At 72.6% G+C, this 14,669-nt stretch carries 14 protein-coding genes; 11 read left to right on the top strand and 3 right to left on the bottom strand.

The genetic code is table 11. The features are described from left to right. Positions 1-89: 89 nt before the first annotated feature. Positions 90-1,094 carry a substrate-binding domain-containing protein gene (locus AB0D74_RS21180; protein ID WP_362588862.1) on the top strand — a complete coding sequence of 335 codons (1,005 nt, stop codon included), beginning with the start codon at positions 90-92 and terminating at the stop codon, positions 1,092-1,094. A 30-nt stretch (positions 1,095-1,124) separates the two neighbouring features. Here AB0D74_RS21180 and AB0D74_RS21175 read toward each other — a convergent pair whose 3' ends face one another. Continuing rightward, on the bottom strand, positions 1,125-2,138 hold the full coding sequence (locus AB0D74_RS21175) for a LacI family DNA-binding transcriptional regulator (RefSeq protein ID WP_362588859.1): 1,014 nt from the start codon (positions 2,136-2,138) through the stop codon (positions 1,125-1,127). 216 nt (positions 2,139-2,354) lie between these two features. On the opposite strand from AB0D74_RS21175, the gene AB0D74_RS21170 reads away from it, so the two are divergent. The 4 genes from AB0D74_RS21170 to AB0D74_RS21155 are packed head-to-tail and all read left to right on the top strand — an operon-like array spanning position 2,355 to position 6,643. Then, positions 2,355-3,305 (top strand): TIM barrel protein, encoded by a 951-nt coding sequence (locus AB0D74_RS21170; RefSeq protein WP_362588856.1) that lies wholly within the window; start codon positions 2,355-2,357, stop codon positions 3,303-3,305. 11 nt (positions 3,306-3,316) lie between these two features. Beyond that, positions 3,317-4,741, top strand: a complete 1,425-nt coding sequence (locus tag AB0D74_RS21165) for a sugar porter family MFS transporter (protein WP_362588853.1) — start codon at positions 3,317-3,319, stop codon at positions 4,739-4,741. A gap of 22 nt (positions 4,742-4,763) precedes the next feature. After that, positions 4,764-5,780 carry a Gfo/Idh/MocA family oxidoreductase gene (locus AB0D74_RS21160; protein WP_362588851.1) on the top strand — a complete coding sequence of 339 codons (1,017 nt, stop codon included), beginning with the start codon at positions 4,764-4,766 and terminating at the stop codon, positions 5,778-5,780. Then, entirely contained in the window at positions 5,777-6,643 is an 867-nt protein-coding gene (locus AB0D74_RS21155) for a sugar phosphate isomerase/epimerase (protein WP_362588849.1), read from the top strand. The genes AB0D74_RS21160 and AB0D74_RS21155 overlap by 4 nt, the downstream gene beginning before the upstream one ends. A 136-nt stretch (positions 6,644-6,779) precedes the next feature. On the opposite strand, the gene AB0D74_RS21150 is transcribed toward AB0D74_RS21155, so the two are convergent. Beyond that, on the bottom strand, positions 6,780-8,744 hold the full coding sequence (locus AB0D74_RS21150; protein WP_362589080.1) for a BTAD domain-containing putative transcriptional regulator: 1,965 nt from the start codon (positions 8,742-8,744) through the stop codon (positions 6,780-6,782). A 72-nt stretch (positions 8,745-8,816) separates the two neighbouring features. Between AB0D74_RS21150 and AB0D74_RS21145 the strand changes: the two genes are divergently transcribed. Next, a complete protein-coding gene (locus tag AB0D74_RS21145; protein ID WP_362588846.1) occupies positions 8,817-9,719 on the top strand; it encodes an alpha/beta hydrolase in 903 nt (300 codons plus the stop codon). A gap of 73 nt (positions 9,720-9,792) precedes the next feature. Here AB0D74_RS21145 and AB0D74_RS21140 read toward each other — a convergent pair whose 3' ends face one another. Then, positions 9,793-10,236, bottom strand: coding sequence for a DUF6299 family protein (locus AB0D74_RS21140; RefSeq protein ID WP_362588842.1), 444 nt, complete (start codon positions 10,234-10,236; stop codon positions 9,793-9,795). A 264-nt stretch (positions 10,237-10,500) separates the two neighbouring features. Between AB0D74_RS21140 and AB0D74_RS21135 the strand changes: the two genes are divergently transcribed. The 5 genes from AB0D74_RS21135 (at position 10,501) to AB0D74_RS21115 (ending at position 14,465) form a co-directional block, all read left to right on the top strand. After that, positions 10,501-10,695: a DUF5999 family protein gene (locus AB0D74_RS21135; RefSeq protein ID WP_362588839.1), complete on the top strand. Its 195-nt coding sequence runs from the start codon at positions 10,501-10,503 to the stop codon at positions 10,693-10,695. A 106-nt stretch (positions 10,696-10,801) separates the two neighbouring features. Next, positions 10,802-11,614 carry a PaaX family transcriptional regulator C-terminal domain-containing protein gene (locus AB0D74_RS21130; protein WP_362588836.1) on the top strand — a complete coding sequence of 271 codons (813 nt, stop codon included), beginning with the start codon at positions 10,802-10,804 and terminating at the stop codon, positions 11,612-11,614. Positions 11,615-11,803: 189 nt separating this feature from the next. Continuing rightward, complete coding sequence (cysC, locus tag AB0D74_RS21125; RefSeq protein WP_362588833.1) at positions 11,804-12,355, top strand: adenylyl-sulfate kinase; 552 nt, start codon at positions 11,804-11,806, stop codon at positions 12,353-12,355. Continuing rightward, on the top strand, positions 12,352-13,254 hold the full coding sequence (cysD, locus tag AB0D74_RS21120; RefSeq protein ID WP_362588830.1) for a sulfate adenylyltransferase subunit CysD: 903 nt from the start codon (positions 12,352-12,354) through the stop codon (positions 13,252-13,254). Before cysC ends, cysD begins: the two co-directional genes overlap by 4 nt. Positions 13,255-13,256: 2 nt before the next feature. Continuing rightward, complete coding sequence (locus AB0D74_RS21115; protein ID WP_362588827.1) at positions 13,257-14,465, top strand: GTP-binding protein; 1,209 nt, start codon at positions 13,257-13,259, stop codon at positions 14,463-14,465. Positions 14,466-14,669 lie beyond the last annotated feature (204 nt).

The raw sequence follows: 14,669 nt of genomic DNA, 5'->3' as shown, positions 1-14,669 counted from the left end.
CGCTCGCGCCCCCGGGATTCCTTCCCGTCACTCACCGCTCGTTCCGCTCCGCAGAGCCGACCCAGACCGCACAGCGAGGTGCAAGGGACATGCACAGAAACCACCGAGCCGCCGCCACGGCCGCCACCGTTCTCGCGGGCGTCCTGCTCGCCGCGGGCTGCTCCAGCAGCTCCGGCGGCAAGAAGTCCGAGGACAGCGGCACAGCCGCGTCCGCCGGCAAGGCGTCCACGCCCCGCATGACGGTGGCCATGGTCACCCACGCGGCGCCCGGCGACACCTTCTGGGACCTGATCCGCAAGGGCGCCGCCGCAGCCGCCGCCAAGGACAACGTCAAGCTGGTCTACTCCGCGGATCCCAGCGCCGCCAACCAGGCGAACCTGGTGCAGAACGCGATCGACCAGAAGGTCGACGGCATCGCCCTGACCGCCGCCACGCCCGACGCCCTGAAGTCCGTCGTGGCCAAGGCCAAGGCCGCGGGCATCCCGGTCGTCGGCTTCAACTCCGGCGTGGACGCCTGGAAGAAGCTCGGCATGCTGGAGTACTTCGGCCAGGACGAGAACATCGCCGGCCAGGCCTTCGGCGAGCGCCTCAACCAGCTCGGCGCCAAGCACGCCCTGTGTGTCGTGCAGTCTCAGGGCCAAGTCGCGCTCGAAGCCCGCTGCGCGGGTCTGGCCAAGGGCTTCAAGGGCAAGACCGACAAGATCTACGTCAACGGCACGGACATGCCCTCGGTCAAGTCCACCATCACCGCCAAGCTCCAGCAGGACTCCTCGATCGACCAGGTCGTCACCCTCGGTGCGCCGATCGCCCTGACCGCCGTCCAGTCCGTCAAGGACGCCGGCAGCAAGGCCGAGGTCGCCACCTTCGACCTCAACAAGGACCTGGTGTCCGCCATCCGGAACGGCTCGGTCGAGTTCGCCGTGGACCAGCAGCCCTACCTCCAGGGCTACCTCGCCGTCGACGCCCTGTGGCTCTACAAGAACAACGGCAACTACAGCGGCGGCGGCGCCGAACCCGTGCTGACCGGGCCCGCGTTCGTCACCAAGGACAACGCCGCCGCCATCGCCGGGTTCGCCGCCAACGGCACCCGCTGACGTCCGCACCCGCTGACGTCCGGTCGGCCGTCAGCGGACGGGCGGGCCGTCCCCTGCGGGGGGCGGTCCGCTCGTGCCGCGCACCACCAGTTTCGGGTCCAGCACCGCCTCGCGCGGCTCCAGTCCGGGCTCCTCCAGCCGCTCCACGGCGAACCGCACCGCGTACTCGGCCATCAGCCGCGCGTCCTGGCGGACGGTGGTCAGACCGATCGGCATGAGGTGGGAGAGATGGCTGTCGTCGAAGCCGACCACGGAGACGTCGCGCGGGACCTCGACACCGCCGCGCGTCATCGCCATCAACACGCCCATCGCACACCGGTCGTTGCCCGCCAGGACCGCCGTCGGCAGCGGCAGCCCGCGGTCGCGTTCGGCGAGCAGCAGCCGTCCGGTCTCGATGCCGGACTGCTCGGTGTGCTCACCGGGTACGACCCGGATCTCCGGCTCCAGTCCGTGCCGGCGCATCGCGGCCCGGTAGGAGCGCCGTCGCTCGGCCGAGCCGGGGCCCCGGCCGCCGTCGATGTGCACGATCCTGCGGTGGCCGAGTTCGACCAGGTAGTCCATGGCCTGCCGGACGCCCTTGCTCTCCGCGCTGTGCACGAAGTCCACCCGGGCCCGTGGCACCCGGCTGCTGACCGACACGGTCACGACACGCCGGCCGAGTTCGTCCAGGTAGCCGGGGTCCGCGTCCGGGCCGAGCAGGATCAGCGCCTCGCAGCGGTGCCCGAGCAGCGCCTCGACCGCCTTCTCCTCGCTGCGGCCCTCGGCGGCGGCGGAGAGCAGCACGTCGTAGCCGAGCCGCTCGGCCTCCGGGTAGATGCCCTCGATGAGGTCGGTGTGGAAGGTCTGGTGGACGGTGAACAGCACGCCGAGGGCGCGGCTGCGCCCGCGGGCCAGCAGCCGGGCCGCGCTGTCCGGGCGGTAACCGATCTCGTCGGCGACCCGCAGCACCCGCTCACGCGTCTCCTGGCTGGCCCCCGGCTGGTTGCGGAACACGATCGACACCAGCGCCCGGGAGACACCCGCCCTCTGCGCGACGTCGGCCATCGTCGGCCGCCGTCTGCCCGCCGCATCCACCTGTGCACCCGCCCTTCGCCGGAGCCCACCCTACGGGCTGACCCCGAACGCTCCCGGAAATCCCCCGGCAACAAGGTATTGACATGACATTCGGACAGGGGTCATCGTACTCGCACTAGAGCGCGCTAGTAGAGCGCGACAAAGGTCCGCCTCACGCGGCAGAGCCCCCTCCCCGAAGGACATGCCATGGCAACGGCGCCCTCCGCCCTCCGCACCACCGCCGGCAACCTGTGCCTCGGCTCGGCCCCCGACTCCTGGGGCATCTGGTTCCCCGAGGACGAGCACCAGGTGCCGTACACCCGCTTCCTCGACGAACTGGCGCAGGCCGGCTACGAGTGGCTCGAACTCGGCCCCTACGGCTACCTCCCCACCGACCCGCGCCGGCTCAAGGACGAACTCGACGCCCGCGGGCTCAAGGTCTCCGGCGGCACCGCGTTCGGCGCGCTGCACCGCCCCGAGGCCTGGGACGAGATGCTCGCCCACGTCCGCCAGGTCGCCACGCTGACCCAGGCCGCGGGCGCCCACCACCTGGTCCTCATCCCGCCCATGTACCGGGACGAGAAGACCGGCGCGTTCACCGAGTCGCCCGAGCTGACCGCCGAGCAGTGGGCGGGCTTCGGCAAGGCCGCCGACCGGCTGGGCCGGCTGCTCCTCGACGAGTACGACGTGCGCCTCGTCGTCCACCCGCACGCCGACAGCCACATCCAGACCCAGCCGGAGATCGAACGGCTGCTCGACGAGTCCGACGGCCGCTACACGAACCTGTGCCTGGACACCGGGCACGTGGCCTACGGCGGTGGTGACAACGTCGACCTGATCCGCCGCTTCGGCGAGCGCGTCGGCTACGTCCACATCAAGCAGATGGACCCGGCGGTCCTGGCCCAGGTCGCGGCCGAGAACCTCGGTTTCGGCGAGGCCGTGCAGCGGGGCGTGTGCGTCTCGCCGCCGGCCGGGGTGCCGAACCCCGCCGACGTGATCGCCGAGCTGGCCGGTCTCGACGCCGAACTGTTCGTGATCGTCGAGCAGGACCTGTACCCGTGCGCCCCCGAGGTGCCGCTGCCCATCGCCACCAGCACCCGTGAGTACCTGAACGGCCACGGGCTGTCCGGTACCCGGCGCCCCGCCCTCGACCGCTGAGGAGACGGCCCATGAACGTCAGCGACGACGCGCTCCAGGCCACCGCCCCCGCCACCGACCGGCCCTCCCCCGCGGTCTCCCGGCGGCTGCGGGTCATCACGCTCATCGCCACCTTCGGCGGACTGCTCTTCGGCTACGACACCGGCGTCATCAACGGCGCCCTGCCCTACATGAGCAAGGACCTCGGGCTGAACTCGGTCACCGAGGGCATGGTCACCAGCTCGCTGCTGCTGGGCGCCGCGCTCGGCGCGGTGGCCGGCGGCCGGCTGTCGGACGCGCGGGGCCGCCGGCGTACGATCCTCACCCTCGCAGTGCTGTTCTTCGTCGGCGCGCTGGGCGCCACCCTCGCGCCGACCACCGCGTTCATGATCGTCGCCCGGTTCGTGCTCGGCCTCGCGGTCGGCGGCGCGTCGGTGACCGTGCCGGTGTACCTGGCGGAGATCTCGCCCGCCGAGCGGCGCGGCGCGCTGGTCACCCGCAACGAACTGATGATCGTCAGCGGTCAGTTGCTCGCCTTCACCTCCAACGCCGTCATCGCGCACGTAGGCAGCGAGAGCGGCGGCATCTGGCGCTGGATGCTGGTGATCGCCACCGTCCCGGCCGTGGTGCTGTGGTTCGGCATGCTGGTGATGCCGGAGAGCCCGCGCTGGCTCGCCTCCAGGACCCGGTTCGGCGAGGCGCTGGAGGTACTGCGGCAGGTGCGGTCCGCGCAGCGCGCCGAGGCCGAGCTGGCCGAGGTGTCCGCGCTCGCGGTGCAGGAGGAGCAGGAGAAGCTCGGCGGCCGGCAGGACATGAGGACCACGCCGTGGCTGCGCAAGCTGATGTTCGTGGGCTTCGGCATCGCGATCGTCCAGCAGATCACCGGCGTCAACACGATCATGTACTACGGCACCCAGATCCTCTCGGACGCCGGCTTCGCCTCGGACACCGCGCTGACCGCGAACATCGCCAACGGTGTCATCTCGGTCCTCGCCACCTTCGTCGGCATCTGGCTCCTGGGGCGCGTCGACCGCCGGCCCATGCTGATGACCGGCCAGGTCGGCACCACCTTCGCCCTGCTCCTCATCGGCGTCTTCTCCCTGCTGCTGCCGGCCGGCGACGGCCGGGCCTACGCCGTGCTCGCCATGACCGTCACCTTCCTCGCCTTCCAGCAGGGCGCGATCTCCCCGGTGACCTGGCTGATGCTCTCCGAGATCTTCCCCATGCGGATGCGGGGCTTCGGGATGGGCGTCGCGGCCGTGGTGCTGTGGCTGACCAACTTCGTGATCGGCCTGGTCTTCCCGTCGCTGGTCGCCGCCATCGGGATCTCCAACACGTTCTTCCTCTTCGTCGTGGCGGGGATCCTCTCGCTCACCTTCGTGAAGCTCTACGTCCCCGAGACCAGGGGCCGCACCCTCGAAACCCTCGAAGCCGAGCTCCGCGCGCGCTTCTCCTGACCTCTTCGAAGGAAATACGACCATGAGCGTACGTATCGGCGTCATCGGCGCCGGCTGGATCGGCAACGAGCACATCCGGCGCCTCACCCACACCGTCACCGGGGCCCGGGTCACCGCGGTCACCGACATCGACCCGGCCCGCGCCGCCGGGGCCGCCGAGCCGGTCGGCGCCCGGGTGCTGCCCGACGGCGCGGCCGTGGTCGCCGCGGACGACGTGGACGCCGTACTTGTCACCTCCTGGGGCCCCACCCACGCCGAGCACGTGCTGAACGCGATCGCCGCCGGAAAGCCGGTCTTCTGCGAGAAGCCCCTCGCCACGACCGCGGAGGACTGCCTGCGCATCGTCGAGGCCGAACAGGCCCACGGCCGCCGCCTGGTCCAGGTCGGCTTCATGCGCCGCTACGACACCGGCTACCGCCAGATGAAGCAGGTCATCGACTCCGGCCGGATCGGCGAGCCGCTGATCGTGCACTGCGCCCACCGCAACCCCACCGTCCCGGAGTCCTACACCTCGGCGATGGCCGCGCTGGACACGGCGGTGCACGAGGTCGACGTGCTGCGCTGGCTCCTCGACGACGAGATCGTCTCCACCCAGGTGATCACCCCGCGCGCGACGAGCAAGCGGTTCACGCACCTGAAGGACCCGCAGATCATGCTCTTCGAGACCGCCAGGGGCGTCCGCATCGACCTCGAAGTCTTCGTCAACTGCCGGTACGGCTACGACATCCAGTGCGAGGCGGTGGGCGAGGAGGGCCTGGTCCGGCTGCCCGACCCGGCCGCGGTCGGCGTCCGTACCGCCGGACAGCACAGCACCGAGGTCCTCACCGACTGGGTGGGCCGCTTCCGCGACGCCTTCGACACCGAGTTCCGCGAGTGGATCGCCGACCTGGCGGCGGGCGAGGCGCCCACCGGCCCCTCGGCCTGGGACGGCTACGCCGCCACCGTCATCACCGCGGCGACCGTCGAGGCCCTGGAGTCGGGCACCGTCGTCGCCACCGACCTCAAGCCCCGACCGGCCTTCTACGGAGGCACCGCGTGAAGATCGCCCTCGACCCGTACATGTTCCGCGCCCTGCCGATCGACGACATGGTGCGCACGGTGGCCGAACTCGGCTACGAGTACATCGAGTTGTCGCCGCGCGACGACTTCATGCCGTTCTTCCTGCACCCGCGCGCGGACGACGGGCGGATCGCGGAGCTGAAGAACTCCCTGCGCACGCACGGCGTCCGGCTGTCGTCCGTCCTGCCGCTGTACAAGTGGTCGTCCCCGGACGAGACCGAGCGGCAGGCGGCCGTCCGCTACTGGAAGCGGATGATCGAGATCACGGCCGACCTGGGCTGCACCCTGATGAACAGCGAGTTCAACGGCCGCCCCGAGCGGGCCGCGGAGAGCGAGGCGGCCTTCTGGCGCTCTCTGGAGGAACTCCTCCCCCTCTTCGAGCGCGAGGGCATCGCCCTCAACCTGGAGGCCCACCCGGACGACTTCTGCGAGGAGAACACCCCCGCGGTCGACCTGGTCCGCGCGATCAACAAGCCGTGGGTGAACTACCTGTACTGCGCCCCGCACTCCTTCCACCTGTCGGGCGCCGACCCGACGGCGGACATCGCGGCGATGATGCGGTACGCCGGGGACAGGCTCCAGCACGTGCACATCGCGGACTCCTTCAACCACAAGGGCTCCAGCGGCCTGCGCTACATCCTCAACCCGCCCGGCACCAAGGCCCGTATCCACCAGCACCTGGACGTCGGCCAGGGCGAGGTCGACTGGGACGCGTTCTTCGGCACGCTGCGGGAGCTGGGCTTCGACGGGGTCGCCACCGCGTGTGTCTTCGCGTGGGAGGAACGGGCGCGGGAGTCCTCGGCGTTCATGCTGGACCGCATCAGGAAGGAGCTGGTGGCGTAGCGCTCCGCCGGAAGCCCCGGGACATGCCGTCAGTCGGCTGCGGCGTCGTCGTGGCTGGTCGCGCAGTTCCTCCCCCAGCCTTCGGCCGGGGGACCCCCAGCGCCCCTTTCGGGGCGCGGGTCAGGCGGGGCGCTGGTCAGGTGAGGGCGTCTGCGATCGACGTCAGCCAGGTGTCGACCGGGCCGGTCGTCAGGAAACCGCTGCCCGCGCCGGCGAGTTGGCCCGCGGCCGGGCGGAGGGCCGCCAGGCAGCGGCGCAGGGTCGGGCGGTCGTCGAGGGCCAGGGCGACGGCTGCCGCGATGCACCACAGGGCCTCCTGCACGAGGTCGGCGGGCGTCTCGGGCAGCTCGCGCAGGGCGGCGCGGGCTGTCCTCTCGTCGGCGGCGGCGAGGGCGAGGGCGGGGCGGAGCCAGGGGAGGTACGGTCCCCAGTCGGCGGCCGGGTCGACGGCGTCCCGGATGCCGTACGGCCGCCCGGCCAGGCGGAGGCAGAGCAGCGCGAGGGGAAGCAGCCCGTCGCGCACACCGGGCATGCCGGGCCCGTCGAGGAGCCGGCCAGCTTCGCGGTAGGCGGCCTCGGCTCCGCCCCCGCCGTGCGCGGCGAGGCGCAACGCCCGGTATCCCGCCGTGAACGCCCTTGCCAGCGGCAGTTCATGACGGTCCGCCAACCGGTCGGCCGCCGCTGCGTGTTCGTCGGCCGTCGTGAAGTCGGCGAGGGCGGCCCGGGCCTGGGTCCTGACCAGGTGGCCGAGCACCTCGTAGGTGACCAGGCCGTGCCGGGCGGCGAGGGCGACGAGTTCGGTGCCGACGGCGTCGCGGCGCGGGGCGAGGCCGGTGCGGGCGCAGGACTGCATGAAGACGCCGTTGAGGGCGAAGGCGAGCAGCGCCGGGTCGTCCAGGCGGCGGGCGAGGCGTTCGGCCTCGGTGGCGGCAGCCGCGGCGCGGACGGACCTGGTGCCGCGTGTCTCCAGGGCGACGGTGGCGAGCAGCCGGCAACGGGCCGCGTCCTGGGCCGGGGCGGCGGGGAGGAGGGCGAGCGCCCGTTCGGCGGCCCGGACGATGCGGTGGGCGGCCGTCTCGTCGTCGGACCGGGGCCAGACCGCGGGGACGTCGTAGGCGCCGATGACCCGGGCGGTGAGTTCAGGGTCGCCGGACTCCTCGGCCGCGGTGATCGCCGCGAGCCGGTGTTCGCGGGCGGCGGCCAGTCCGCCGGAGCCTGTCACCGCGAGCGTGCGCAGCAGCCCGACGGTCGATTCCAGCCGGACCCGGGCACCGGCGGCGACGTTGCGGTCGTACGCCTCGGCCGCCCGGGACCAGACCCGGGCGGCGCCGGTCTCCCGGGCGGCGGGGGCGTCCAGGCCGGGGTCCTGGGCGAGTACGTCGGCCTCCAGGCGGCGCAGTGCCCGGCCCGGGTCGACGCCCAGCCGCCCGGCGAGGGTCGCGCGGGCCCGGCGCAGCACGGCGAGGGCGTCGCCCTGGCGGCCGGTCCGGTAGAGGGCGAGCGCCAGCAGCCGCCAGGCCTCCTCGCGCCACGGGTGGCCGGCGAGGTGGGCGTCCAGGTCGGGCACCGCCTCGGCCGCCCGGTCCGCCGCCAGCAGCGCCTCGGCCCGCTGCTCCACGGCCCGCAGCCGCAGCTCGGCGAGGCGGGCCCGCTCGCCCCCGCACCACGGCTCGTCCGCGAACTCGGCGTAGGCGGGTCCCCGCCACAGCTCCAGCGCCTCCCGCAGCAGGTGCGCGGCGCGCGCGGGCTCCTCCTGCGCGGCGGCCTGCACGGCCTGCTCGAACCGCCAGGCGTCGACCGTCTCCGCGCGCAGGGCGTAGCCGGGGCCGTCGGTGACGAGGAGCCGGGCGGGGGCGCGGGGCGGCCGGTCGGGTTCGAGGACCCGCCGCAGGTCGCCCACGAAGGTGCGGATCGCGCCGACGGCGGCGGGCGGCGGCTCCTCCCAGAGGTCGGCGACCAGCCGGGCGACGGGCACCACGCGCCTGCGGGCGACGAGCAGCCGGGCCAGTACGGCGCGGTGCCGGGGGCCCTTCAGAGCGAGCGGGAGGCCGGCCCGCCCGGCCGTCACGGGTCCGAGCACCCCGAAGGCGACCTGGTCGATCCTCACCCGCCCACCGTACGTGCCGTACGCGCTGCTGATCGGCTGCTGATCCGGGGGCGGGAGCCTCGGCACATGAACATCCCCGGTACGGACACCCTCAGTACGCACATCCCCGGTTTCCGGCAGCACCGCGTCCCGGTCGCGGACGGCGTCGCCCTGCACGCGGCCGTCGGCGGCACCGGCAGCCCGGTGGTCCTGCTGCACGGTTTCCCCCAGACCCACCTGATGTGGCGGCATGTGGCCGCCGGCCTCGCGGACGGACACACCGTGATCTGTCCCGACCTGCGCGGATACGGCGCCAGCGACAAACCGGCCGACGCGGACGGGACGTCGTACGCGAAGCGGACCATGGCCGCCGACGTCGTGGCGCTCGCCCGGGCGCTCGGGCACGAGCGGTTCGCGCTGGCCGGGCACGACCGGGGCGCGCTGGTCGCCTTCCGGGCCGGGCTCGACCATCCGGACGCGGTCACGCACCTGGCACTGCTGGACGTGCTGCCCACCCTGGACATGTGGGAGGTGCTGCACGGCGCCACGGCCGCCGTCGCCTTCCATCTGTACCTGATGGCGCAACCGCCCGGCCTGCCCGAGGAGTTGATCGGAGCCGCCCCGGACCTGTTCTTCGGCCACTTCCTCGACCTGTGGACGCGTGACCCGGGGGCGATCCCGGCCGGCGTCCGCGCCGCCTATCTCGCGGCCTGTCGGGCGGCGGTGCCCTCGATCGTGGCCGACTACCGGGCCTCGGCCGGTGTCGACGCCGAGCACGACCGGGTCGACCGGACCGCCGGGAACGTGCTGCGCATGCCGGTGACCGTCCTCCAGCAGGACTGGGGCGCCGCCCTCGGCTACGACGCGGTGGCGCTCTGGCGGGCCTGGGCACCGGATCTGGAGCACCGCACGGTGGACTGCGGGCACTTCATGGCGGAGGAGGCGCCGGACGAGGTGGGTGCGGCGCTGCGGAAGCTGCTGGGCCGCTGACGGAGGCCTGCTGCGGCCGGAGACGGCCGGCGGTCCGGCACCGCTGGGGCGCCGGACCGCCCGGGGACGCGGCTCAGGCCTTGGCCTTGGCGAGGGTGATGTCCTGCCGGCTGACGGCGTGGAAGGACGGCAGCGGCAGGCCGCCCGTGTTGCGCAGCTCCAGGATCGTGGCCTCGACGTTGGCCGCGCCGGGCTTCAGCTTCTCCGAGGCGACCTCGCCGGTGTTCTCCCAGTGGTGCTCGGCGCCGTCGCACACGGCCTGGGTGCCGCCGATGCCGTGCCGGAAGTTCGGGGAGTCCTGGCTGAGCGAGGCGCTGATGAACACCGGTCCGGTGGCGTCGGTGCAGGTGTAGGTGCCGGACAGGGTGACGGTGCCGTCGGCGGCGAGACGGCCGGTGGCGTCGACGGTGACGGACTCGGTGGGGGCGCTCGCCGGGGCGGCGGTGGCGGGGGCGACGGCGGCGCAGAGCAGGGCGGCGGAACCGAGGGCCGCAGCGAGGGCGGGGCGTACAGGCATGGTTTCCTTCCCGGAAAACGGGGTGGGGGGTATGCCCTGGATACCGGGCGACCGGGCACGGGAGCGTGACCGTCACCCCTTCGGTGGCGCGTCCCACGGCGGTGTCCGTGTCCCGGCGGCGCGGCGACCGTCGTGACGGCGTCCGAAGGTTGTCCGCGTGTTGTCACAGGTCGCGGCAGGAGGTTCCCCCGCGTTCACGGCAGGAGCATGGTCTGGTCATGCCGGTCGGCGACCGTGCCGGAGGCAGACCCGTGGAGGTGCGCCATGTGTTCCCACCAGTCCCCCAGCGCGACGGCCGACCGCGGCCTGGCGCACATCGTCGCCGCCCGCCCGGAGCAGGGCTGGACCCTGCTGTGCGACGGGGCGATCGTCTTCGACGACACCGGCGAGCTGCACGCCGACGGCAGCGTGGTCCCGCCGCACCGCGGCCCGGCCGAGCGCCTCGTCGCCGCCGCCTGAGCAGGCCCCCGGCAACCGGCGCGCGGCATCCGGGACGGGCCCCGGAATCCTGACTCTCATTCAGCCGTGCACCGAAGGTGACCAGCAGCGATGCCGGGGACCTAAAATGATCAACGTGCCCGAGCAACACGCCCCGAGGTCCCTCATCGTCACGCTCTACGGCGCGTACGGCCGCTTCCTGCCCGGCCCGGTGCCCGTCGCCGAGCTGATCAGACTGCTGGCCGCCGTGGGCGTGGACGCCCCGTCCGTCCGTTCGTCGGTGTCCCGGCTGAAACGGCGCGGGCTGCTGGCACCGGCCAGGACCGCGCAGGGCGCCGCCGGGTACGAGCTCTCCGCGGAGGCACGGCAGCTGCTCGACGACGGCGACCGCCGGGTGTACGCCTCCGCTCCGCCGCAGGACGAGGGCTGGGTGCTCGCGGTGTTCTCGGTGCCCGAGTCGGAGCGGCAGAAGCGGCACGTGCTCCGCTCCCGGCTGGCCGGGCTCGGCTTCGGCACGGCCGCGCCGGGCGTGTGGATCGCCCCGGCCCGGCTGTTCGAGGAGACCAGGCACACCCTGTCCCGGCTCGGCCTCGACCCGTACGTGGACTTCTTCCGCGGCGACCATCTCGGCTTCCAGCCCACCACCGAGGCGGTCGCCCGCTGGTGGGACCTGACGGCGATCGCCAAGGCCCACGAGCAGTTCCTCGACGCCCACGAGCCGGTGCTGCGCGACTGGGAGCACCGCGCCGACACCCCGCCCGAGGACGCCTACCGCGACTATCTCCGCGCCCTCGACACCTGGCGCCACCTGCCGTACACCGACCCCGGGCTGCCGACGGACCTGCTGCCGGCCGACTGGCCGGGCATCCGCTCGGCCGCCGTCTTCGCGGCACTGCACGAGCGGCTGCGGGACGCGGGGGGCGCCTTCGCCGGGCTGTGAAAAACCGTGTGCCCTGTGAACGAAACCCTTTCTGTGAAATGTTCATCGCAGGGGCTCGTGACCTCTTGCGTACCAGGAGTCACTCAGTTAAACCTCAGGTTCCTTAACCACTCCTCTCAGACTTCTTACCTACTCTTCGACGGGTCGTACGCGAGTTCGCCGAGAAGGTAAGGAAGAGGTCTGTTGCGCATGACCACCACGCCAAGGGCTCAGGGAGCCACGGTCTGGCTGACGGGGCTGCCGAGTGCGGGCAAGACGACGATCGCCCGGCTTCTCGGTGACCGGCTCAAGGCCGAGGGACATCGCGTGGAGGTCCTCGACGGCGACGAGATACGCCGCTTCCTCTCGGCCGGCCTCGGCTTCTCCCGGGCGGACCGCAACACCAATGTGCAGCGCATCGGCCTGGTCTCCGAGGTGCTCGCGCGCAACGGCGTGCTCTCCGTCGTCCCGGTCATCGCCCCCTACGCCGACAGCCGCGAGGCGGTCCGCACCCGGCACGAGAAGAGCGGGACGCCGTACCTGGAGGTGCATGTGGCGACCCCGGTCGAGGTGTGCAGCGAGCGGGACGTGAAGGGCCTGTACGCCAGGCAGGCCGCGGGGCAGCTGACCGGGCTGACCGGCGTCGACGACCCGTACGAGCCGCCCGTCGACCCGGCGCTGGTGCTGCACACCCAGCAGCAGACCCCGCAGGAGTCGGCGGACGCGGTGCACGCGCTGCTGGCGGAGCGGGGGCTGGCATGAGCACCTTCACGCTGTCGCACCTGGACGCGCTGGAGTCCGAGGCGGTCCACATCTTCCGCGAGGTCGCGGGCGAGTTCGAACGGCCGGTGATCCTGTTCTCCGGTGGCAAGGACTCCATCGTCATGCTCCACCTCGCCCTGAAGGCGTTCGCCCCCGCCGCGATCCCCTTCTCCCTGCTGCATGTGGACACCGGACACAACTTCCCCGAAGTCCTGGAGTACCGGGACCGTGTGGTCGCCGCACATGGGCTGCGCCTCCATGTGGCCTCCGTACAGGACTACATCGACCGCGGTGTGCTCCGCGAACGCCCCGACGGCACCCGCAACCCGCTCCAGACCCTCCCGCTCACCGAGAAGATCCAGAGCGAGAAGTTCGACGCGGTCTTCGGCGGTGGCCGTCGCGACGAGGAGAAGGCCCGCGCGAAAGAACGCGTCTTCTCCCTGCGCGACGAGTTCTCCCAGTGGGACCCGCGGCGCCAGCGGCCCGAGCTGTGGAACCTGTACAACGGCCGCCACGCCCCCGGCGAGCACGTCCGCGTCTTCCCCCTGTCCAACTGGACCGAACTCGACGTCTGGCAGTACATCTCCCGCGAGGAGATCGAACTCCCCGAGATCTACTACGCCCACCACCGCGAGGTCTTCCTGCGCGGCGGGATGTGGCTGACGGCCGGCGAGTGGGGCGGGCCGCGGGAGAACGAGACCGTGGAGAAGCGGCGGGTCCGCTACCGGACCGTCGGTGACATGTCCTGCACCGGCGCGGTCGACTCCGACGCCGACAGCATCGAGAAGGTGATCGCCGAGATCGCCGCCTCCCGGCTCACCGAGCGCGGCGCCACCCGCGCCGACGACAAGCTCTCCGAGGCCGCGATGGAAGACCGCAAGCGCGAGGGGTACTTCTAAGCATGAGCACGACCATCGACACCCTGCGGTTCGCGACCGCCGGCTCGGTCGACGACGGCAAGTCCACCCTGGTCGGACGGCTGCTGCACGACTCCAAGTCGGTCCTCGCCGACCAGCTGGAGGCCGTCGAGCAGGCCTCCCTCAACCGCGGCCAGGACACCCCCGACCTGGCCCTGCTCACCGACGGACTGCGCGCCGAGCGCGAGCAGGGCATCACCATCGACGTGGCCTACCGCTACTTCGCCACCCCGAAGCGCCGGTTCATCCTCGCCGACACCCCGGGCCACGTGCAGTACACCCGCAACATGGTGACCGGCGCCTCCACCGCCGAACTGGCGATCATCCTGGTCGACGCCCGCAACGGGGTGGTCGAGCAGACCCGCCGGCACGCGGCCGTGGCCGCCCTGCTGCGCGTCCCGCACGTCGTCCTCGCCGTCAACAAGATGGACCTGGTCGGCTACGAGCGCGCCGAGTTCGAGCGGATCGTCGCCGACTTCACCGCCCAGACCGCCGAACTGGGACTCCCCGAGGTCACCGCGATCCCGGTCTCGGCGCTGGTGGGCGACAACGTCGTCGACCGTTCCGCGCACATGGACTGGTACGACGGCCCGGCGCTCCTGGAGTTCCTGGAGAACGTCCCGGTGGCCGCGGACGCCGCCGACGCCCCGGCCCGCTTCCCGGTCCAGTACGTCATCCGGCACGGCGACGTCCGTCACTACGCGGGCCAGCTGGTCTCGGGCTCGCTGCGGGTCGGCGACCGGGTCACCGTCCACCCGTCCGGCGAGACCTCCCAGATCGCGGCGATCGACGTGCTCGGGGCTGGCACCGAGGCGGCCCATGCCCCGCAGTCCATCGGGGTGCGCCTGGCCGACCAGCGGGACGTCTCCCGCGGCGACATGATCACCGCGGGCCCGGAGGCGCCGGTGCTCACCCAGAACGTGACGGCGGCCGTGTGCCACCTGGCCGACCGGCCGCTCCGGGTCGGCGACCGGGTCCTGCTCAAGCACGCCACCCGGACCGTCAAGGCGATCGTCCGGGACCTGGGCGGCGCGACCGCGCTGACCGCCAACGACCTGGGCCGGATCACCCTGCGCAGCGCCGAGCCGCTGCCGCTGGACGCCTACGCGGTCTCCCGCCGTACCGGCGCGTTCATCCTGATCGACCCGGCGGACGGCGCGACGCTGACCGCGGGAATGGTCGAGTTCGACTGATCGCCCGCTCCCTCCTGCCGCGGAAGAGCCCCCGGATTCCGGGGGCTCTTCCGTATGTACCGCGTCACAAGGTCACGGCGCGTCAATAACGCGGTAACAGCCGAGCCGGATGTGCGAGACGGGCCCTCGGGCGGGGTAAGCCACCCGTTACCGGGACGAAGGTCCCGTCAGGGGGGCGCCGACAGCGTCCGGGACGGGACCCGT

This window comes from Streptomyces sp. NPDC048278 (genome assembly GCF_040652195.1).
In the GTDB taxonomy this organism is placed as follows: Bacteria; Actinomycetota; Actinomycetes; order Streptomycetales; family Streptomycetaceae; genus Streptomyces.
This window is presented reverse-complemented; position numbering and strand designations above follow the sequence as displayed.